Source organism: Fuerstiella sp. (genome assembly GCA_022447225.1).
GTDB lineage: Bacteria > Planctomycetota > Planctomycetia > Planctomycetales > Planctomycetaceae > S139-18.
The window spans coordinates 287,795-307,447 of sequence record JAKVAZ010000007.1; the positions used below are offsets into that span (position 1 = coordinate 287,795).

Consider the following 19,653-nt stretch of genomic DNA (forward strand, 5'->3'; position numbering starts at 1 on the left):
ATCGACAGGTGAAAATCTCCTGGCAAGTGATAGATATGAATTCCCGGTTTTGTTCTTAAACGGGAGTTGACGCTTCCGACTCTCCGGCCTGTTCTTTTCGGCCACTTGTATAAGACTGGTTGCGGCTGCCGGCGCCGAATTCAGCCAGGGACTCTGCATTGGAGCCGACCTTCTTAAAGGTGGAATTCCTGGATTTGGAACTATGAAAAAACTGTTCGTTTTCGGCAAAAAAAACTGTTTTGATTCCTTATGGAAAATCGGTCGTTCCTTCTTCACGGTGTCTTAATAATTCGTTAACAAAAGGCCCCTAGGATCCCGCGAAATTAAGGGATGAGAATTCCGGGAAACTGGCAAAACCAACGATTTACACTGAGGTAAAATGACAAATCGAACGAGATTTCAACTGTTTGCAATGCTGTCGGTTACAGTGTTTGCGCTGGTGGGCTGTTCTGGCAGTAATAATCCGCAAAGCATCATTATAGACGGCTCCAGTACTGTCTATCTGGTCACTGAGGCAGTGGCGGAGGAGTACCTTGCTGTAAAACCGGATGTCAGAGTCAACGTGGGAGTTTCGGGCACCGGTGGTGGAATGAAGAAGTTCATCGCAGGCAGCATTGACATTTGTGGAGCTTCGCGTGCCATGAAGGACAGCGAAGCCCAGGATTGCCAGGAAAACGGTATTGGGTATTTGCAGCTTGAAGTCGCCTTCGATGGTCTGGCAGTTGTGCTGAATCCGAATAACACCTGGTGTGATGAGATGACGGTGGATCAGCTCAAAGAGCTCTGGCGTCCTGAAAGTGCTGTACAGACCTGGAAAGATCTGAATCCGGAATGGCCGGACGAAGAAATCACTCTTTATGGCCCTGGAACCGATTCCGGGACGTTTGATTCCTTTACCAAAGCGATTGTTGGTGAAGAAGGAGCCAGTCGAGCCGACTACACAGCCAGCGAAGATGACAACGTACTTGTCACCGGTGTACAGGACGACAAGTATGCTTTGGGGTACTTTGGCTATGCCTACTACGACGCTAACAAGGAAAAGCTGAAACTTCTGGGCGTTGACAACGGCAACGGACCAGTTCGGCCGTCTGAAGAGACCGTTCGTGACGGAACTTACGCGCCACTTTCGCGTCCGCTGTATGTCTATGTTCGTGAGTCATCGATGGCAAAACCGGAAGTGAAAGAGTTCGTCCGATTCTATCTGGACAACACGGGTGAACTGTCCCGTGAAGTCGGTTATGTTCCGGTTTCGGACGAGGCTGCACAGAAAAACGACGCAGTATTTGAAGGTACTTAACGACAGCAAGGACTGAAATCGGTGAGTTCAGCATCTACGTTCGCGAAACCAGTGTTGCCTCAGCACCAGGCGACCGGTGTGCATGGACGTAGGAAAACGTTTGAAAAGCTGATTCAGGCATTTCTGTTTGTGTGTGCCGGAATTTCGGTTGTGACCACAGTCTGCATTGTGGTCGTTTTGCTGTTCGAGTCAGTCCAGTTCTTTTTTGACGTGTCGATCGTCGAATTCCTGACCGGCACGAGATGGACGCCGCTGCTCAAACCCCAGCACTTTGGTGTTCTGCCTCTGTTGTGCGGAACGATGCTGGTTGCGGTTGGATCGGCGATTGTCTCAATTCCAGTCGGTTTAGGTACAGCAATCTACCTCAGTGAATATGCTCCACCTCGGTTGCGCGAAGTGATCAAACCTGTGGTGGAGGTGTTGGCCGGTATTCCATCAGTTGTCTATGGTTACTTTGCCGTGGTGACCATATCTCCAATGATCCGTACTGTGTTTCCGTCGGCGGGACCTTTCAATGCTGCCAGCGCCTGCATTGTTGTTGGCATCATGACGCTGCCGATGATTATTTCGCTCAGCGAGGATGCTTTACGAGCTGTTCCTCGCTCCCTGCGACAGGGGGCCTACGCACTGGGGGCAACAAAATACGACGTGACTACTCAGGTTGTCGTTCCTGCCGCGATGTCTGGAATTGTTGCGTCGTTTCTTCTGGCAATTTCGCGAGCCGTTGGCGAAACGATGGCCGTCACACTGGCAGCTGGTGCGACTCCGAAAGCAACGCTGAATCCTCTGGAAAGCATTCAGACGATGACCGCGTACATCATTCAGATCAGTCAGGGCGATACTCCGGCGGGTACACTTGAACATCGGACCATCTTTGCGGTTGGACTGACTCTGTTCATTGTCACGCTGATGATTAATCTGCTGGCGCAGTGGTTCCTCTCACAAGTGAGGGAGAAGTACGAATGAGTTCAGCGACGAATGTTCGAGGGCGACGCGGAAAACGTATGATTTCTCTGCTGTTTTCTGCCGGCTGCCTGATGGCCACACTACTGTGCCTGATGATGCTCCTGGTGTTGCTGTGGAGTGTCATTTCTGAAGGTGCTGCGTGGCTGAACTGGGATTTTCTGAACAATTTTCTGTCACGGCACCCCGAGAAAGCCGGAATCAAGTCTGCGCTGGCGGGAAGTCTCTGGCTCACAGCGTTCACTGCATTGTTTTCGCTGCCGCTGGGTATTGGCGCAGCCGTGTATCTGGAAGAGTACGCTGCCAACAATCTGTGGCGTAAGATGATTCAGCTCAATATATCGAATCTTGCGGGCGTGCCTTCAATCGTCTACGGCATTCTGGGGCTGGGGCTGTTTGTCCAGGCATTCTCGCTTGGACGCAGTATTATTTCCGGCGCGCTCACACTATCGCTGGTTGTGCTGCCTATTATCATCCTGGCTACTCAGGAAGCGCTCCGTGGCGTACCCGATTCTATCCGGCACGCGTCGTATGCACTGGGGGCCACACGATGGCAGACTGTCTATTGTCAGGTCCTGCCGGCATCACTGCCTGGTATCATGACGGGGGTCATTCTTGCGCTGTCCCGGGCCGTGGGCGAGGCGGCTCCTTTGGTTGCTGTCGGTGCCCTGACCTGGGTAACGTTTGTGCCTTCGAGTCCCATGGATCAGTTTACGTCGTTGCCCATACAGATCTTTAGCTGGGCGGCGAGGCCCCGGGCAGAATTTCATCAAATTGCCGGGGCCGCAATCATCGTCCTGCTGTTGGTCCTGATCTCAATGAATACGATTGCTGTCGTCGTTCGCTACAAATACGGAAAACGAATGCGCTGGTAACCGACCATCGCAGTACCCTGCTATTCAGTGAGCTTTTGTCGTGCCTGCTAAAATATTTGATACTCCTGATTTCACGTCTGTTAAACCGGTGCCTTCGGCTGGTGACCAAACGATGGATGCTGTCGACCAGATGATAGATGATTTGAAGGTTCCCCGAGTCGCTGCTGCTGACCGGCAGGAGACGGATGATGTTTCTGAAAACACGGTTACCCGAATCAGAACCAGGGATTTGTCCGTGTTTTACGGCGAGGTCCAGGCTCTGAAGAACATCAGTCTCTCCGTGCCTCAACACAGGGTCACTGCATTGATCGGACCTTCGGGATGCGGGAAGTCGACATTTCTGCGATGTTTGAACCGGATGAATGACATGGTTGACGGTGTACGCATTGCCGGAAACGTGTGGCTGGACGATCAGGATATTTACGGTCCCGGTACAGACGTGGTGGAGCTGCGCAAACGTGTGGGAATGGTGTTTCAGAAATCGAATCCCTTTCCCAAATCTATTTTTGACAATGTCGCGTACGGCCCTCGACTTTCCGGCATTCGGAATCGGGGTGAACTTCATCAAATCGTCGAACACTCCCTCAAACGCTCGGCACTGTGGAACGAAGTGAAGGATCGTCTGAGTGACTCGGCTTTGCAGTTGTCCGGTGGACAACAGCAACGTCTGTGCATTGCACGCGCGCTGGCGACTGATCCTGAGATTTTGTTGATGGACGAACCAGCGTCTGCTCTGGATCCTGCGTCCACAGCTCGAATTGAAAACCTGATCTTTGAACTTCGTGACCGGTACACGATTGTGATTGTGACTCACAATATGCAGCAGGCAGCGCGCGTCTCAGACCGGACTGCGTTTTTCTATGAAGGACGGATGATCGAAGACGGACCAACAAAACAGCTGTTTACGACGCCTGCTGAAAAGCAGACGGAAGACTACATTACGGGCAGGTTTGGATAGTTATGGCCTTACACCTCCAACGTGACCTTGAGTCACTGGAACGACAGGTACTGGCCCAGTCGTCGCTTGTTGAAGAAATGATCAATAAGGCCAGCCGGGCGATTCGCGGGATTCGTCCCGAGCTCGTCTCGCAGATCATGGATCGGGAGCAACTGGTTGATGAGAACGAGGTCCGAATCGAAGAAGATTGTCTGAAAATTCTGGCCCTGCATCAGCCGGTTGCCAAAGACCTTCGGCGGACAGCCACCATCCTGAAAATAAACAACGATCTGGAACGGATGGCTGACCTGGCAGTCAATATTGCCGAACGGGCCCAGTTGTTGTCGCAGCATTCGGGATTTGGTGTTCCCGAGGCGCTCGATCGCATGGCGCAACTGACTGTGACCATGGTGAAACGGGCACTGGACGCTCTGGTTCGTCTGGACGTGGATATCGCGAGGGAAGTCTGTCTGAGTGACGATGAAGTTGACTCGCTGAATCGCGAAGTCATTTTCGAAATGCAGGACGTGATGAGAACTCAGCCGGATTTCATCGAAGCGGCGCTGTCGCTCTTTTCTGCGTCCCGACATATCGAACGCATAGCGGATCATGCTACGAATATTGCCGAAGACGTGATCTATCTTGTCGATGGAGAAATCGCCCGTCATAAACATGACTTGGACACTGTTGATCATTCCTGATGGTCAACAGTTGTGTGTCAATGAAGATATGTCACTACGCAACGTTCTGATTATTGAAGACGACCGTTCGCTGTCCGAGGTTCTGTCCTACAACCTTGAACAGGCCGGGTACAGTGTGTCCGTTGCCCACGACGGCCAGGATGGTCTGAATCGGGCACGGCACGATCCTCCCGATGTGGTGGTGCTGGATCTGATGCTTCCCGTGGTTGATGGTCTGGAAGTTTGCCGAAGAATGAGGACCGATCGGAAGCTTCATGATGTACTGATTGTAATGCTGACTGCGAAAGCTGAGGAAAGTGATCACGTCGTTGGTCTGGCCATCGGTGCAGATGATTACGTGACGAAACCGTTTAGTATTAAAGTGCTGCTGGAACGAATTAAAGCGCTTTTACGTCGTCAAGTGAAGGGGAGCATTGATGATCATGTGATTGTCAGTCAGGGTGTCGTGCTCGACAAACAGCGTCACTCGGTGATGGTCAATGATGCGTTCCTGGAACTGACTCGCAGTGAATTCTCTTTACTGGAAATGTTGATCCGCCAGCCGGGTCGAGCGTTCACGCGGAGCGAACTTGTGGAAGCAGGTTTGGGAGACACACTGGTTCTTGACCGAACGATCGATGTTCATATTCGTGCGATTCGCAGGAAACTTGGAACCGCCGCCGACCTGATTCAGACGGTTCGCGGCATTGGCTATCGATTTCGTGATCCAGGACGCTGAACTCTGTCGGGAATCGTTGATGTGTACACGTTCTGACTCTGATTGACTCGCTGTATATGTCAGCGAATTGCCTGTTCAATGCTGGTGAATGCGACGGTGTATCTGTGCTTCCTTTCGGATGATGTCTGATTCTCCTATAAGACCACACATTCATCTCTGCACTGCAGATTGAAGTCACTGTGTGGTTCCCGCGTCGGAGTTCTCTGCACAGGGTTGTTTTTGGTCAGGTTCTGCGCGATTCACCTGTAAAGAACGTTACAAAATAAGCGAGTGCAGCATGTCCCAGGAGACGTCCGGTCTGACGGTTGGAATTCCGAGTGAGCCCGACCCGGATGAACGACGAGTTGCAGTCGTCCCTGCCACTGTTTCAGAGCTGAATAAACTTGGACTGCATGTTATTGTTGAGTCCGGGGCTGGAATGGAATCCGGATTCAGTGATGAAGCATATCGGAGCAGGAACGCTGCAGTCTGCGAAACCCGTGATGAAGTGTTTCAGCAGGCCGATATTGTGTTACAGGTCCAGTATTTAGGAGCGGCCGGAGATGCGGGAGTGGCTGACATTGACCTGTTTCGGAATGGGCAGATCGTGATCGGCAGCTGCGATCCGCTCACCTTTCCGGAACCGGTTCGTGGGCTGGCAGATCGTGGCGCGACCGGATTTTCTCTGGAACTGGTGCCGCGAATCACGCGTGCGCAGAGTATGGACGTTTTGTCATCCATGGCGACGATTGCCGGCTATCGGGCTGTGTTACTGGCTGCGACGGCCGCTCCTCGTATGTTCCCTCTGCTGATGACGGCTGCCGGCACGCTCAAGCCTGCCAGGGTACTGGTAATCGGTGCCGGTGTGGCCGGGCTGCAGGCAATTGCCACAGCGAAACGACTTGGAGCCGTCGTGTCGGGATATGACATTCGACCGGCTGTCAAAGAACAGGTTGAAAGCCTTGGTGGACGCTTCGTGGAGCTGGATGTGTCAACTGGTGATGCGGAAACCAAAGGTGGTTATGCCAGGGAAATGGATGATGACTTCTACCGTCGTCAGCAGGAGGCAATGAAAAAGATTGTTGCGGACAGTGATATTGTGATTACGACAGCAGCTATTCCGGGTCGACAGGCGCCGGTGCTGGTAACCGAGGATATGGTTGTGGCGATGTCTCCAGGCAGTGTGATTGTGGATCTTGCAGCGGAACGTGGCGGAAACTGTGAGGTCACGGTGTCGGGCGAAACAATCGATCACACTGGAGTCAAAGTGCTCGGTCCGGTCAATATTCCGTCTGATGTTCCTGTTCATGCCAGTGAAATGCTCAGCCGGAATATTTTAACGTTCCTGCAGGGCCTGGTCAGTGACGGTCAGGTCAACATCGATCTCACAGACGAAATCCTCCGAGATACACTACTCACCAGAAACGGTCAGATTGAAAACGTCCGGATCTGTGAGGCACTCAATCTGCCGGTACCGGATACCGACGGTGAAGAAAATTCTTCTGAGAGCTCAGCGGCAGCCGCAGGCGATAACTCACCGGACTAAAGCTTCATGGAATTCGAACTCGATGGGAACAATATTGATGGTGAACTATCTGATTGTCTCGTTTGTTTCACTGGCGGATGTCGTCCCTGCTGAGTCCTCCGGCGCAGAACCCGCATCCCTGATACTTCTGCTGACGGTCTTTGTGCTGGCGGTTTTCGTTGGTGTTGAGATTATTACTAAAATCCCGCCGACGTTGCACACGCCGTTGATGTCCGGTTCGAACGCGATTTCGGGAATCACCCTCATTGGCGCAGTCCTTGCTGCCGGATCCGATCACAGCATGATGTCATCCGTACTCGGCTTCCTTGCTGTTGTGCTGGCGACCGTAAATGTGGTGGGCGGTTTCCTGGTGACCAATCGCATGCTGGCCATGTTCAAACAAAAAAAATGATCCATCACGACGAAGCCCGAAAATCGAGAAGGTCGCACGTCTTTTGTCCCTCTCGATTCCAGGTCGGTTTGAGTCGGGAAACGAATCTGACCAATCTGACATTCACTGGAAAACATAGAACAAAGACATTCTTATCTGACTGGAAACTCTTAGGAACGAACGTCCCGTGAGTATTGACCGTGCCGATCTGATTGATCTGAGTTATTTGCTGGCTGCCATTTTGTTCATTGTCGGCCTCAAGGGACTGACACGACCGCGAACAGCCGTGCGCGGCAACCAGCTGGGTGCGCTGGCAATGCTGATCGCGGTCGTCGCTACGATGCTGCATCAGGATGTTGTCAGCCTGACAGGCATGATGTTCGGGATCGCAATTGGATCAGCGATTGGGGTCGTACTGGCACTGCGCATCGCCATGACGGCGATGCCACAGTTGGTTGCGCTTTTCAACGGTCTGGGAGGTGCCGCTTCTGTGCTGGTTGCAGGAGGCTACCTGGCGGGTATTTCTTCAACTGTTACCGATGTCAGTGTTCTTACGGCGACTGCGGTATCAGGCCTGATCGGTTCCATCACCCTTTCGGGAAGTCTGGTGGCATTTGGCAAGTTGCAGGAGTTGCGATTCGTCAAGGATGTTTCATTCACCGGTCAGCAGTTCATCAATCTGGGAGTGACTGTCGTTTTACTGTCCCTGGGTTATTTACTGGTCACCCAGCCTGCGTCCGCACAACTGTGGTTCTGGCTCATGTCATTCATTGCCCTGGGCCTTGGCGTTCTGCTTGTGATCTCGATTGGCGGTGCGGACATGCCGGTGGTGATCGCCCTGTTGAATTCGTATTCCGGTCTGGCAGCTTCGGCCACCGGGTTTGTACTGAATAACAATCTGCTGATCATTGCAGGAGCACTTGTGGGGGCGTCGGGACTTATTCTGACCCGGATTATGTGTGACGCGATGAACCGTTCGTTGTGGGCTGTGCTGTTTGGCACGATGCAGGGTGGAAGCAGTTCGGTCTCTGACGAAGAAGCCTATGCGACCGTAAGGTCCACATCGGCAGATGAGGTTGCAATGATGCTGGAGATCGCTCAAAAGGTGTTAATTATTCCAGGCTACGGCATGGCAGTCGCTCAGGCACAGCATGCGGTACGCGATCTCACCAATCTGCTCCTGGCCCGTGATGTTGATGTACAGTTTGGAATTCATCCCGTCGCCGGGAGGATGCCGGGCCACATGAATGTTTTGCTGGCAGAGGCGGATATTGCCTACGAACGCCTCCAGGAAATGGATGATGTGAATTCCACAATGGATCAGATTGACGTAGCGATTGTGCTGGGTGCTAATGACGTGGTAAATCCTCTGGCCCGCACTGACCCGGACAGCCCCATTGCGGGAATGCCGATCATCGATGTCGATAAGGCCCGTACGGTGATTGTCATCAAACGCAGCCTGAGCGCCGGATTTGCAGGTATTGCCAATCCGCTGTTTGGGGCGGAGAATTCGCTGATGTTGTTTGGTGACGGGAAAGCCGCCATCGTTGAGATTAGTAAGGCGCTGCAGGAAGGCTGAACCAACAGTGAAACGTCACCTGGTTTTCAGCATCGGTACAGCACCGTCATTCCTGCATCCGGCGGAAGATTGCCACTGCAGCAAGCCGGATTTCCTTGGGCGCTTCTGCCACGGTATGAGCGACGAGTGGAGTCGTGACTCGCCAGAACCGTCCGTATCGATCGTTCTGCACAAATCGCTGCTGACAGCAACGTTGAGTCGTTTCAGTGGCAGCAGTGCCTGCCAGCTCCCGACTCGACACCTCTCAGATGACCCTGCCGGTCTGTTTGCATCGACCAGGTGATGACCTCAAAGACGAGGGCATCGCCTGCAACAGTTGTCGGATGACCAGGGCTGGATGAGTGGTAGTTTTGTCGCCACAATCACACGAATAACTCGCCAATGATGGTGATCACGGCGCAACAAAAAACGCTGATCACGAATGACCAGCGTTTTCGTTAGTCGGGGCGACATGATTCGAACATGCGACTTCTGCGTCCCAAACGCAGCGCTCTAGCCAGGCTGAGCTACGCCCCGCTGTTTTTTTGACACCGATTGATGAGGAGATCTTCGGTGTCTTTCTGTGAGGGATTTAAGGCAGGCAGTTTAACGGGGCAGATTCTATGATTCCAGATCTGCATCACAGGAAAACCCACAGAACACAATTCTGTCGCATTCAGAAGCCAGGAACAGGCGAAATCCGCTGACTCATACTTCCCGCATTTCTTACGACGGACGTTTCCCTCGAGGGATATCAAGCAGGACTGTCTAGAATGTCCCGCAGTCGCCGACGGATCGGTCTCTGTGACCCGTCCCGCCTGGTCGCACAACCATTGAAATGGACTGTCAGTGAATGAACGTGCGTCCGGCTGTTCGGGAACAGAACAAACCTGTGCATTTGTGAGTCGCGACTGATAGAATCTGCGTCCGGACCACTGCCTGTCGGAAACCTTCCATGTCTCACCATTATCTACGATTTCCGGATACTTCCCGATCGCGACGAGAATTGCTGATTCGGTCAGCCACCGGCTTCGGTGCCGCAGCGCTGGCAGGTTTGCTGCAGGACGAACTGTCTGCGGACATTCATAACCCGCTGCTTCCCAGAGAAACGCATTTCCCGCCTCAGGTTCGCAGTGTGATCTTTCTGTATATGGATGGTGGAGTCTCCCAAGTGGATTCGTTCGATCCAAAGCCGTCGCTGGATCGGATCAACGGTCAGCCGTTTCCTAAGAAAATTGAGCCCACGCAGTTCAACAATATTGGTCGTTCACTGGCCAGCCTCTGGAAGTTTCAACAGTACGGTGAAAGTGGAACATCGGTGAGTGATTTGTTTCCACAGGTGGCGCAGCATGTGGACGATTTGGCGGTGATTCGGTCAATGGTGTCTGATTTTTCAGAACACACCAACGGAAATTACTTTCTGCACACCGGCCACGGGCAGCAGGGACGACCGTGTATGGGTGCCTGGTGGGGGTATGGACTGGGTACGGAATGTCAGGACCTGCCCCACTACGTCATCCTGAACGGTGGATTGATTCCACCAGGCGGACTTGACAATTTTGGGAGTGGTTTTCTGCCGGCCGGTTATCAGGGCTCGGTTTTCAGCAGTACCGGTCCGGCCGTAGCCAATGTGCGCCGTCGGGAACTGAATCAGGCGCTTCAAAAGAACAAACTGAATCTGATCCGTCAGCTGGATACTGCTGCCCTGGGCCGATTCGGTAATAATCAGCAGGTGGAGTCTGCCATCGCCAACTACGAGCTTGCTGCGCGGATGCAGCTGGCGGTACCGGACCTGATGGACATCAGCAAGGAATCGAAGGAGACTCAGGATCGGTATGGCCTGTTTGCAGAATTCAGCAACACCAGGATATTTGGGCGTCAGTGTCTGCTTGCAAGACGTCTGGTGGAACGAGGCGTTCGCTTCATTCAGGTGACCTGTCCGGGCGGTAACGGTGATCGCTGGGATCAGCACACCAACCTGCGTGAAGGTCATTCCAAAAATGCATTGTCCGTTGACCAGCCGATTGCCGGACTTCTGCAGGATCTGAAGAATCGCGGATTGTTTGAACAGACTCTTATCGTCTGGACCGGGGAATTCGGGAGAACTCCGTTTGCCCAGGGTAACAATGGGCGTGACCACAATCCATTCGGTTTTTCATGCTGGCTGGCGGGAGGTGGTATACGTGGTGGAACAGTCTACGGTGCCACGGATGAGTATGGTTATCGCGCTGTGGAGAACCGCGTGGAAATCCATGATCTTCATGCCACGATGCTGTACCTGTGTGGAATTGATCACGAGAGACTTACGTTTCGGTTTAGCGGACGCGATATGCGGCTGACGGATGTCCATGGTCGCGTGGTCCATGACATTCTGGCGTAAATCGTATAGTCAGGGCTGCGGATTCAGTCACAGACCAATTCCACGAAACGACGAAGCAGTTCGGCAGAATCAGGTGTCTCCCGGCACTGATCAGCGAACTCTTCCAATGTCAGGCCGACAATGTTTTCCAAGTACTGTGGATAGTTTTGTAGGCGTTCGATCAACGTGTGACGTGTCAGCTCCGGGTGAAATTGTGTCCCGTAGACGGGTTTGCCCCGAAATGTCATCGCCTGATTCGTAACCCGATCGGACGATGCCAGACAGACCGCATCTTTCGGAAGGCACTCGACGATGTCCTGGTGTCCGGACTGGACTCTGATTGCTGACGGGGCGATTCCAAAAACCGGATCCCTCTGTCCTTCCGGGGTTATGGTCACCTGAATTGTACCGACTTCAGCGCGGGTCAGGTCTGTCACAACTTTTCCGCCCAGAGCCTGGGCTATTGCCTGAAAACCCCAGCAGGAAGCGAAGGTGGGTTTACTGATCTCGTGCAGCAGAGCCATGTTTTCTGCTGCAGCAGGCCACCAGGGACCACCCTGGGCGACTGAATAGTTGCCGCTTCCGCCGATCAGAACGAGGTCCGTGTGACTCAGCCACGTTTTACTGAAGGTGCGGCCTGCGGTCAGGTCAAAAACTTCAATCTGACGTTGGTTACATTGAAGTGTCGACCGAAAACACTCTGTTTCCTGAGCCTTCACAGGATCATCTGCATCGCGGATTTGAATCAGTAAAATATTTAGTAAGGGAGAAATCGAGGTGTTCAATCCAGTGATGTCCGGATGCAATTTCCTGGAAGGACGTTAGGGTGTCGGTGGTACTTCAGACAGTTGTGGCCGACAATCAAAGCAGTGCATAAGGCCGTGCCATGGCAGGATCAGGGGAGCTTGGTAACCCTTCGCCCATGGTTGAGGGGAATAATGACACGTCCGTCTTTAGTTCCAACGGGTACCAGCATCCGCTTTGTCTGCTCACGATCAGTTCCGCCATAACGAGTGACCTGCAAAACAACGTTTCCCGTTACCAGTCGACCTCCAATCTGACGGAGAACAACTTCATAGTCACCTTTGAGAGCTTTCTGACAGCGATACTGTTCTGTTTTCCGATCGTTATCGATGCCTGACTGTTTCGTGAGCAGGCCCCCATTTCCGGTGATCTGTGTTTTGCGATCGCAGGTCACGTTATCAGGTTCGACGACAGCCAGATCGATGTCGGCATTGCCGGCCCACCGTGCGGTGATGATCAGATCCCATGTCAATGATTCCGTGAGTTCATTCGCTATTCGACTGCTGAATGCCCGTTGACCTGATTTTTGTGCTGCGGCACGCAGATCCCTGATGACCAGCTCTGCTTCCTGGTGGAGTTGATCGGCATCACTGGTCCAGACGTGTCTAAGAATACCCGTTCGGGACCATAGAATATGTTTTTTGTCTCCGGAACGGTCAGCAATACTTTTTGCCATTTGCCATGTTTCAGGCTGCCACGGGTTCTGTCGTGTTGCTTCTGCACACAGTTCCATTGCCTGGTCCCAGAATTTCAGCCGCGATGACAGCGAAGCAGCAATCAGTATCTGGGTAAGATCGCCTCCCGCAAAGTCGACCTGGGACGCCAATGCTCGTTCAATGTCCTCCTGTGGCCGATCCGCAAGGCGCATTTCCAGCGGAAGGATTGAATACATCCAGGGCTGTGCCTGGTTGTTTCTAATTGCCGCCTGCATTCCTTCGACGGCAAGATCGAAGTCACCTGTATCGCTCAGACTCTCGACGATCGCTCTCATCACCAGCGAAGAAGTCTGTACGTCAGTGAGCACCTGATTCCATTTTTCGACCGGTGTTCCCTTCGCAGCCCTGACCTGCCGAATCAACTCTTTCGCGCGAAAGTCCGCCGCAGACTCCCGATTGAGGGACTTCTGCGGCGGTATTCGTTGTTGCCGAAATGCAACCGGTCTCAGAAAAGACGGAGTTGGTTTTAGCGTCGTTGTTTTTTTTTGAGACTGCTGGCAGTGATTCCGTCCGGATCGGTCTTGAGGAGCATCTCCCATTCGGGAGGCACACTAAACATGCCGCCGCCCATACCGCCGCCCATCATACCACCGCCCATGCCACCGCCCATCATGCCGCCGCCCATCGGAGGAATCGGTGGAATCACAAGATCACCGACCTGATAGACACGGGTCACCTGAGAGTTTTCTGAGTTGGCCTCTTCGACCGTGGTTATCGTCATGACATCGTCCTGAATCACATAAGTCAGTGCCGGATCATCGGTCTTTCCAAAAATCAGTTTGAGTGCAGTCCGAAGAGGAATGCCTTCCAAATTGATGTCTGAAACAGTTACGTCGTCCAGGGATGAAATGTCGACGAGTTCCAGGGATACGGTGTCTGGCCAGATTGTCATACGGAAGTCAGAACCGGAACCGCCGCCAACCGCGCCCCATGTGGTTGTATAATGGTCCGCCAGAAACTCAAGGACTTCTCCGAGCGATGTCTCACCTCGGTAGTCCAGACGGGGGATCGGTTCCTTGAGCATGCGATTAAGCCAGTTCTCCACTTTACTTTCCGAGTGCAGTGACACTGCTTCGTAACGCGGTACTCGTGTCAGGGTCAATGCACGCCAAACATCGGTGGGTGGATACTGAACCGGGGGTTCGTCCGGGAACGGAACATGTGACAATTCGACCTGGTAGAGTGTCTCCAAAAATCGGTCGGCTCGAAGTTCCCGCAGGCGACGAGCTTTATCAAGCTGGCCGGCAGCTTCTGCGACCATCAGCGCCTGAGTGGCCGGTCCGTTGCCGGGTTTTTTCTCAATTGCCACTCGAGCGGCCGCTTCTCCGTCTTCGAACGCGTCAATATCACCATGTCTTCCCCGTTCCAGTGATCCCCGAACCTGGTCGAGAATGGTCTGGAGTTCTGTTTCCAGGACAGCCTGTTGAGTGACCAGATGCTCCTGTGCTTCATTGGTTGCCTGTCGTACTGCGTTTTCCTGCTGTTTACGAGCAACCTGGTCTCTGCGGTTCTGAACACCGGCAATCGCCTTGATAACTCGGCGTTCCAGTTCGTCTCGTGATTCAGGCGCCACATCGTGGGCGGATCTGATTGTTTCCAGCAGATCTTTCAACAGGGATTCCGCATATTCCGGACGCTGTGCAGCGTATTCATTGGCGTCGCTGATCGTCGTAGCGACTGCCTGTTGCAGCTTTTGTGTGCGGACGCGAACCATGGTTTCCAATTCATTGAGTGATCGGTTCTGATCCCCGCCTGCGGTAAAGCCATCATCTGCAGAATCCTGTTTAGCAAACGGAACACTCGCCCTGAGAGAGGTCAGGATTGTGTTGACCTCTAAATTGTTGGGATCCAGCTCAGCTGCCCGACGTACAATGTTTTCCGACTGCTGTGTGCGTTTGAGCCGCTGAAGTCGTGACGCTACATCTGCAGACGTACTGATCAGCTTCTGGAAATCAGCTTCCGCCTGGTCCAGCATTTTCCTGGATGCCACAGGAGTGACAATCCCGTTTGTATTTTTCGTCAGTTCATAAAGATGGCGAATCTCAGCACCACCTGTTTTATTGACAACATTATTCCACTGCACAGTGCGTCCGTTCACGAGCACTGCTTCAACCGTAGTGACCTGACTCGATTTTCTGAGTCCGAAGGCCATGGTATGGCGATCGGACCTCAACCATAGTTTCCCGTTCACACTGACCACTGGTGAACCATCAGCGGAAAGCTTCTGAATTTGTAATCCGGGAGACCGCAGTGACGTTGCGATGCTGGCAGCAAATTCGGGCTGAGTTGAGAGGAAATTTACGATACCGCCGGTGAGGTTGGCGACGGTAGCCGGCAGGTCCGGATTTGTTTTTGGTCCCAGAATGACCGAATGTACAGTCACCTGAGCTTCCGTCAGTTGTTTGGTAAGTTCTGCGATTTCGTCTGCTTGGACGGTATGGAGGGCAGAAATCCCGTCTCCGATCCATAGTAATGAAGTTGCAGTCCCGTCGGCCTGACGAATTATGCCTTCAAGGGCAGATTTCAGATTTGTGGCTCCGAGCGGTGTTCGTAGTTCGAGTCGTCTGACTGCTTGGGCGAAGTCTGATGAAACGGGAGTTGAGAAGCCGCTGGTGAGTGACTGACAGGTCGTATCCATTGCCATCAGCTGAATCCGGTCTGTCTGCGGAAGTTGTTCCGCGACATTCCTGACCAGTGTCAGTCCTGCTTCCCGAACGTAACCTACCTGACTGGCGGACGTGTCAATCAGCAGGATATGTCGGTTAATCTGTTCTTTAGCGGGTCTGCTATCTCTTAATGCTAATACCTGCCATGAATCCTCATGGACAGAATATTGTTTCACCAGTGCCGTAGGTTCGGCATTCTCTGCCTCGGCCGGCTGGCAAAATGAAGTCAAACCTGTTGTGAGTAACAGTCCTGTCAAACAGGCCGAGAATTGCAACTGCCGCATTGAAACGTCCCCTTCACTCAGATCGAGAAAGGCAGGGATCGGTGGTACGGACCGTGGTCGGTCCGGAATCATCAAACATTCTATAGTCCTAGTCGGACACGTTAGAAAGGAATTCCCTGCAAAATCGTGCGTTCCTTGCCCGAATTAAACGACCGGCCTGCTGATGGCGTCGAAGTCCTTTCCCTCGTCAAAGTCACCCGTTTCGGTGTGTCAGCATGTTTTGCCTAAACGGAGTCTTCATCACTATTCCAAATTTCTCGCAAAACCTGCTGACAGCCGCGTGTGTTGAGACGTTGACTCTGCTTTGTGTTCCATGAGTTTGACGATTGGGTCAAGTTAACAGACCTGACGACTCGATCCCTTGTTTACGGAGAATGGAGTCTCACGGCAACAGATTCGCGGTCGCGGATCTCAAATATCGGCAGAGCTGAAGGGACTGTTGCTCCTCGGGGGGGAGAACACAGGTGGCAGGCCGACGAGCAGTGAGTCGCGGAGATGTAACGTTTCCGGACATGAAGTGGCAGTCACCCGTATTTGTCGTACTGACCGGTGTCTTGACCGGTTTTGCCGTGTTTAGTGACTATGCTTCTTTCTTTCCGGAGTCGGATCTGCCCCCCCCGGCACACGTACTTCATTTACGTAATCTGTTAGACGAATATCAGGACGACAATTCAAAACTGCGGATTTCGGTACTGCTCACTCCTGGTGATCGGCTTATCATCAGCAGTCTGGATCAGAAGACCCGGCTTCATGAGGTCGTCGTCAGTCGGCAGACACCGGAATATCAGACCCGTGACGACATCGTAGGCCCGTTTGGTTCCGGTGTTGATTTTGCACGCGTTCCATCGTCCAGGCGAGACTTGGTCCGTCCATGCGATCAGGACTCGGGAATCGGGACTTGTTCAGGAACGCGGATAATGTGTGTGGCCGACCGGCTTCCAGCTGTTCAGCGTGCACAGGTGTTTGAAGTACCCCGGTCTGAACGTCGGTTTCTGCTGCCGAGATTTACTGTGAAGTCCTCGACGTCTTCAGACTACTCAGAACGTATTGTGGTCTGTCAGGAAACCGCAGCGACCGATACGGTTCGTCTGTACACGGCAGAACTGACATTGCCTGCCCGGATTTCAACCCGCCTTCTTGGAATGTTTGAGGAGACCGTGATTCCGGCTGTAATGGAACAGGTCGGAACACTTGCTGACGTTGACCGGGATAATCACCTGAGTGTGGTTGTCTGTGAGCTGTCAGATGGTTTGATTCACACGGAAAATCCTCTCTGGGGCTGTGTACGTGCCGCTGATTTCCTTTCAACCGGTCCTTTCTGCGGCGACATCATTTATCTGGACCGAAGGCTGCTGCATTCAGATGCATTGCCGGCGGTAATTATGCATGAACTGACCCATGCCGCAGTATTTTCTGCGGAACACAGGCTGCAGTGCGAAGGACACCAGGTTCAGCGGCTTTCCGGCTGGTTAAATGAAGCAATTGCACATTCCTGCGAGTATCGGGTTTATCCGACAAGTCCGAATCTCGCAGACCGAATCTCAGGTTATGTCTGCCAGTCCGGTTTCTGGCCTCTGATCTTTCCGCCTTCATCAGTCAGTGCTGTCTCGAGTCGGGGGCCAATGCGAGCGGCCGGACTGTTCTATGTAGAATTTATCAGGCAGACGGAGACTCTTCCGGAATTTATCGAACGAGAACTGCTGATGGCGGGATCGCGTCCAAAGCAGAAGGCAGACGCGTTTGCCGAATTGTTCCGACAGTGGACGGTGTGGATGTCAGAGCGTCAGCAATATGGGGAAATTCCGCTTAATATTGGCGAGTTGCCGAGGGAAGAGCGGGCGAATGAATTTGTTGTTCGGGGGACGGCGGCCACGTGGTGGGAGGCCAGACATGCTGGTGAATTTATGATACAGGCGGGTCGTGATTCCGCGCTTCAAGTCACAGTGATCAACCCGCAAAATTAACATCGTTCCAGCAAAAAAAAAACGGTACCGGTCTGATCAGTCGGAGATGCTGCCTGCGCGGTTTTGCAGTTCTGTCCGCCGTCGAAATACATCCTTTAAACGCTCTCTGGAATAAAGACGCACAATATTGCCTTTGTATCTTATGCGTCCGTTGTCATCGACCTCGAGGTGCTGTGCGATATTCGGCAGAGCCAGTCCCGCGTAGAGTGCGGCAAATGTCTCGGGGTCAACACCTCGTCCCTCTTCCAGTTCCTGCAGCGAATCGATTCCACCCACTGACAGTGCAAAATAATTTTCGCCTTCTGTCACTGACCGGTGTGTTCGCTCGGCTGCCAGCATATCACTCAGAGAGTCCATGATGATTTTCGACTGTTTGTAAGTGAGCAGTGCCTCACCCGACAGTGGTTCTTTATCCTGCCTGGCAGCCTGAACGCGATCCGGTCCGAGTTCATGAGAACTCCCTACGAGACAACCGGCAGCAAATACCATCGCCGCAAAGACAACTAGACTCAGTTTTTGCATCCCGCACCATCCGATTATCTACAGTGAGGCCAAAGTTAAACTGTAAAGACGTTGAATGTCATTGAACCTGACTCCCACCCGGTGGTTAATCACCCGAGAACCTGTGTCAGCTTTGATTTTAGTCTCTCAGTCTGGCAACTGTTGAACTTCGTCGCAATATCCGGTTTGTCAGAATGCGGAGACGATTGAAGGTTCAGGTCGGTGGACGAATCGACCGTCGAGTGATCGGTTGATTTGACAGCGGAACAAACTAAGCCGATTACGTGACTTACGCGGCACGCCGACTTTCCTCGTTTGATGAGTTTGATGAGTTTGGATGATCTAAGTCTTGGGGGTGAATCCGATGAATCCTGCGGTCCTGTAGTATTGTCATGGGCTTTTTCCCGGCCGCACCGAACTGAAAGCTGAGTCCGGCGATGATGCCGCACACCCCCAGAGCCACCAGACACCCGGCGACAGCAAGTTGGTTGTCTGTGACGATTGATTGTAAATCCATGATTTCCTCCCGAGGGCTGAGACTTAGCTGAAGTGAGGTCACGTCCCGCCGGACCGGGATTCTGAGCAGAAATGGGAGTATTGCTTCCCACTTTGAAATTGAATTTATGTGGAGTCAGAGCAAGCGTGCTTTCAGAGGGGCTGAAACAGCGTGTCAGACTTCGGAGGCGAGTTGTTCGTGCGTAGTGACAACCTTCGGACAGGTGCGGGTTCTCGCTGCAGCATTTCCGGCAGGCTCTGCCGAAACATTTCCTGTGGAGGGAGAACAGTACCAATTTTCCATTCCGTACAACTGGGAAAGAGATTCCCGCGAAGGATGTTGCACCGGTGTTGTGGCGCCGGAATGTAAAACTCTTCCGACCAGGTAATGACTGTCCGCCAAGGCAGTTCCACCGACTGAATCATTTATCCGGAATAGAAGACTTCGAATTGTTTTATCCGGAGTTCGAAACAGAAGTTGTCTTCCTGTATGGACTGTGTCACTCCGGTTTGTCCGTCTGACGGCGTCAATCGGGACAGTTCGTACTGATGGTGCTGCAGATGGAGACTCAGGTAAAAAGATACAGGTCGTTACTCCGCACAGTTTTTGAAACAGAATGTACTTCGGGTACAAAAATATCATCAGACCGGCAGGGGGATGATGAACCGGACGGCTGCGCCGGATGTTGAACCGGACACATTGGTGTGTGTCCGGGGTGTTATCCGCAAAGTGTTTAATACTAAATATACAGTATATCAGTCCATCAGGTACGGAAGCCGCGGACAGATTAGGTTGCGGTCCTGGCACGAACGTGCGAACGGCTTATCGTCTGTGCAACCACCTGGGTGAGGAGCTTGATGCTGTCTTTCATTCCATTTTCCGGAATTTCCGGCTCAACGTTTTGACCGGCTGCACCTGG

17 protein-coding genes and 1 tRNA gene are annotated in these 19,653 nt (G+C 52.8%); 11 read left to right on the plus strand and 7 right to left on the minus strand.

Going from position 1 to position 19,653, the window contains the following annotated elements; all coding sequences use genetic code 11:
* Positions 1-379: 379 nt before the first annotated feature.
* The 9 genes from MK110_08595 to MK110_08635 all read left to right on the plus strand — a co-directional run bounded on the left by MK110_08595 (position 380) and on the right by MK110_08635 (position 8,965).
* On the plus strand, positions 380-1,297 hold the full coding sequence (locus MK110_08595) for a PstS family phosphate ABC transporter substrate-binding protein (GenBank protein ID MCH2211347.1): 918 nt from the start codon (positions 380-382) through the stop codon (positions 1,295-1,297).
* Between the two features lie 21 nt (positions 1,298-1,318).
* On the plus strand, positions 1,319-2,263 hold the full coding sequence (gene pstC / locus MK110_08600; GenBank protein ID MCH2211348.1) for a phosphate ABC transporter permease subunit PstC: 945 nt from the start codon (positions 1,319-1,321) through the stop codon (positions 2,261-2,263).
* Entirely contained in the window at positions 2,260-3,135 is an 876-nt protein-coding gene (pstA, locus tag MK110_08605) for a phosphate ABC transporter permease PstA (protein MCH2211349.1), read from the plus strand. Before pstC ends, pstA begins: the two co-directional genes overlap by 4 nt.
* Before the next feature lie 40 nt (positions 3,136-3,175).
* Positions 3,176-4,093, plus strand: coding sequence for a phosphate ABC transporter ATP-binding protein PstB (pstB, locus tag MK110_08610; GenBank protein ID MCH2211350.1), 918 nt, complete (start codon positions 3,176-3,178; stop codon positions 4,091-4,093).
* Between the two features lie 2 nt (positions 4,094-4,095).
* Positions 4,096-4,773, plus strand: coding sequence for a phosphate signaling complex protein PhoU (phoU, locus tag MK110_08615; GenBank protein MCH2211351.1), 678 nt, complete (start codon positions 4,096-4,098; stop codon positions 4,771-4,773).
* Positions 4,745-5,491, plus strand: a complete 747-nt coding sequence (locus tag MK110_08620; GenBank protein ID MCH2211352.1) for a response regulator transcription factor — start codon at positions 4,745-4,747, stop codon at positions 5,489-5,491. The genes phoU and MK110_08620 overlap by 29 nt, the downstream gene beginning before the upstream one ends.
* A 277-nt stretch (positions 5,492-5,768) precedes the next feature.
* On the plus strand, positions 5,769-7,016 hold the full coding sequence (locus MK110_08625; GenBank protein ID MCH2211353.1) for a Re/Si-specific NAD(P)(+) transhydrogenase subunit alpha: 1,248 nt from the start codon (positions 5,769-5,771) through the stop codon (positions 7,014-7,016).
* Positions 7,017-7,038: 22 nt separating this feature from the next.
* Positions 7,039-7,407 carry an NAD(P) transhydrogenase subunit alpha gene (locus tag MK110_08630; GenBank protein MCH2211354.1) on the plus strand — a complete coding sequence of 123 codons (369 nt, stop codon included), beginning with the start codon at positions 7,039-7,041 and terminating at the stop codon, positions 7,405-7,407.
* 166 nt (positions 7,408-7,573) lie between these two features.
* Positions 7,574-8,965 (plus strand): NAD(P)(+) transhydrogenase (Re/Si-specific) subunit beta, encoded by a 1,392-nt coding sequence (locus MK110_08635; GenBank protein ID MCH2211355.1) that lies wholly within the window; start codon positions 7,574-7,576, stop codon positions 8,963-8,965.
* 46 nt (positions 8,966-9,011) lie between these two features.
* Here MK110_08635 and MK110_08640 read toward each other — a convergent pair whose 3' ends face one another.
* Positions 9,012-9,206 (minus strand): hypothetical protein, encoded by a 195-nt coding sequence (locus MK110_08640; GenBank protein MCH2211356.1) that lies wholly within the window; start codon positions 9,204-9,206, stop codon positions 9,012-9,014.
* Positions 9,207-9,406: 200 nt separating this feature from the next.
* Positions 9,407-9,481 (minus strand) — tRNA-Pro (locus MK110_08645).
* Between the two features lie 418 nt (positions 9,482-9,899).
* Here MK110_08645 and MK110_08650 point away from each other — a divergent pair.
* A complete protein-coding gene (locus MK110_08650) occupies positions 9,900-11,324 on the plus strand; it encodes a DUF1501 domain-containing protein (protein MCH2211357.1) in 1,425 nt (474 codons plus the stop codon).
* A 23-nt stretch (positions 11,325-11,347) separates the two neighbouring features.
* Here the strand turns inward: MK110_08650 and MK110_08655 are convergent, their stop codons facing one another.
* The 3 genes from MK110_08655 to MK110_08665 form a co-directional block, all read right to left on the minus strand.
* Positions 11,348-12,088, minus strand: coding sequence for a type 1 glutamine amidotransferase (locus MK110_08655; GenBank protein MCH2211358.1), 741 nt, complete (start codon positions 12,086-12,088; stop codon positions 11,348-11,350).
* A gap of 110 nt (positions 12,089-12,198) precedes the next feature.
* Entirely contained in the window at positions 12,199-13,131 is a 933-nt protein-coding gene (locus MK110_08660; protein MCH2211359.1) for a hypothetical protein, read from the minus strand.
* Positions 13,132-13,289: 158 nt separating this feature from the next.
* Complete coding sequence (locus tag MK110_08665; protein ID MCH2211360.1) at positions 13,290-15,773, minus strand: VWA domain-containing protein; 2,484 nt, start codon at positions 15,771-15,773, stop codon at positions 13,290-13,292.
* 464 nt (positions 15,774-16,237) lie between these two features.
* Between MK110_08665 and MK110_08670 the strand changes: the two genes are divergently transcribed.
* Positions 16,238-17,737, plus strand: a complete 1,500-nt coding sequence (locus tag MK110_08670) for a hypothetical protein (protein MCH2211361.1) — start codon at positions 16,238-16,240, stop codon at positions 17,735-17,737.
* A gap of 36 nt (positions 17,738-17,773) precedes the next feature.
* Here MK110_08670 and MK110_08675 read toward each other — a convergent pair whose 3' ends face one another.
* Complete coding sequence (locus tag MK110_08675) at positions 17,774-18,259, minus strand: hypothetical protein (GenBank protein ID MCH2211362.1); 486 nt, start codon at positions 18,257-18,259, stop codon at positions 17,774-17,776.
* A 268-nt stretch (positions 18,260-18,527) separates the two neighbouring features.
* Positions 18,528-18,755: a hypothetical protein gene (locus MK110_08680; protein MCH2211363.1), complete on the minus strand. Its 228-nt coding sequence runs from the start codon at positions 18,753-18,755 to the stop codon at positions 18,528-18,530.
* Positions 18,756-19,653: the final 898 nt, after the last annotated feature.

Coding starts and splice junctions, on each gene's coding strand:
- MK110_08595 (MCH2211347.1), top strand. CDS start 380: ATGACAAATCGAACGAGATTTCAACTGTTTGCAATGCTGTCGGTTACA.
- pstA (MCH2211349.1), top strand. CDS start 2,260: ATGAGTTCAGCGACGAATGTTCGAGGGCGACGCGGAAAACGTATGATT.
- phoU (MCH2211351.1), top strand. CDS start 4,096: ATGGCCTTACACCTCCAACGTGACCTTGAGTCACTGGAACGACAGGTA.
- MK110_08620 (MCH2211352.1), top strand. CDS start 4,745: ATGACTTGGACACTGTTGATCATTCCTGATGGTCAACAGTTGTGTGTC.
- MK110_08625 (MCH2211353.1), top strand. CDS start 5,769: ATGTCCCAGGAGACGTCCGGTCTGACGGTTGGAATTCCGAGTGAGCCC.
- MK110_08630 (MCH2211354.1), top strand. CDS start 7,039: ATGGGAACAATATTGATGGTGAACTATCTGATTGTCTCGTTTGTTTCA.
- MK110_08650 (MCH2211357.1), top strand. CDS start 9,900: ATGTCTCACCATTATCTACGATTTCCGGATACTTCCCGATCGCGACGA.
- MK110_08665 (MCH2211360.1), bottom strand. CDS start 15,773: ATGCGGCAGTTGCAATTCTCGGCCTGTTTGACAGGACTGTTACTCACA.
- MK110_08675 (MCH2211362.1), bottom strand. CDS start 18,259: ATGCAAAAACTGAGTCTAGTTGTCTTTGCGGCGATGGTATTTGCTGCC.
- MK110_08680 (MCH2211363.1), bottom strand. CDS start 18,755: ATGGATTTACAATCAATCGTCACAGACAACCAACTTGCTGTCGCCGGG.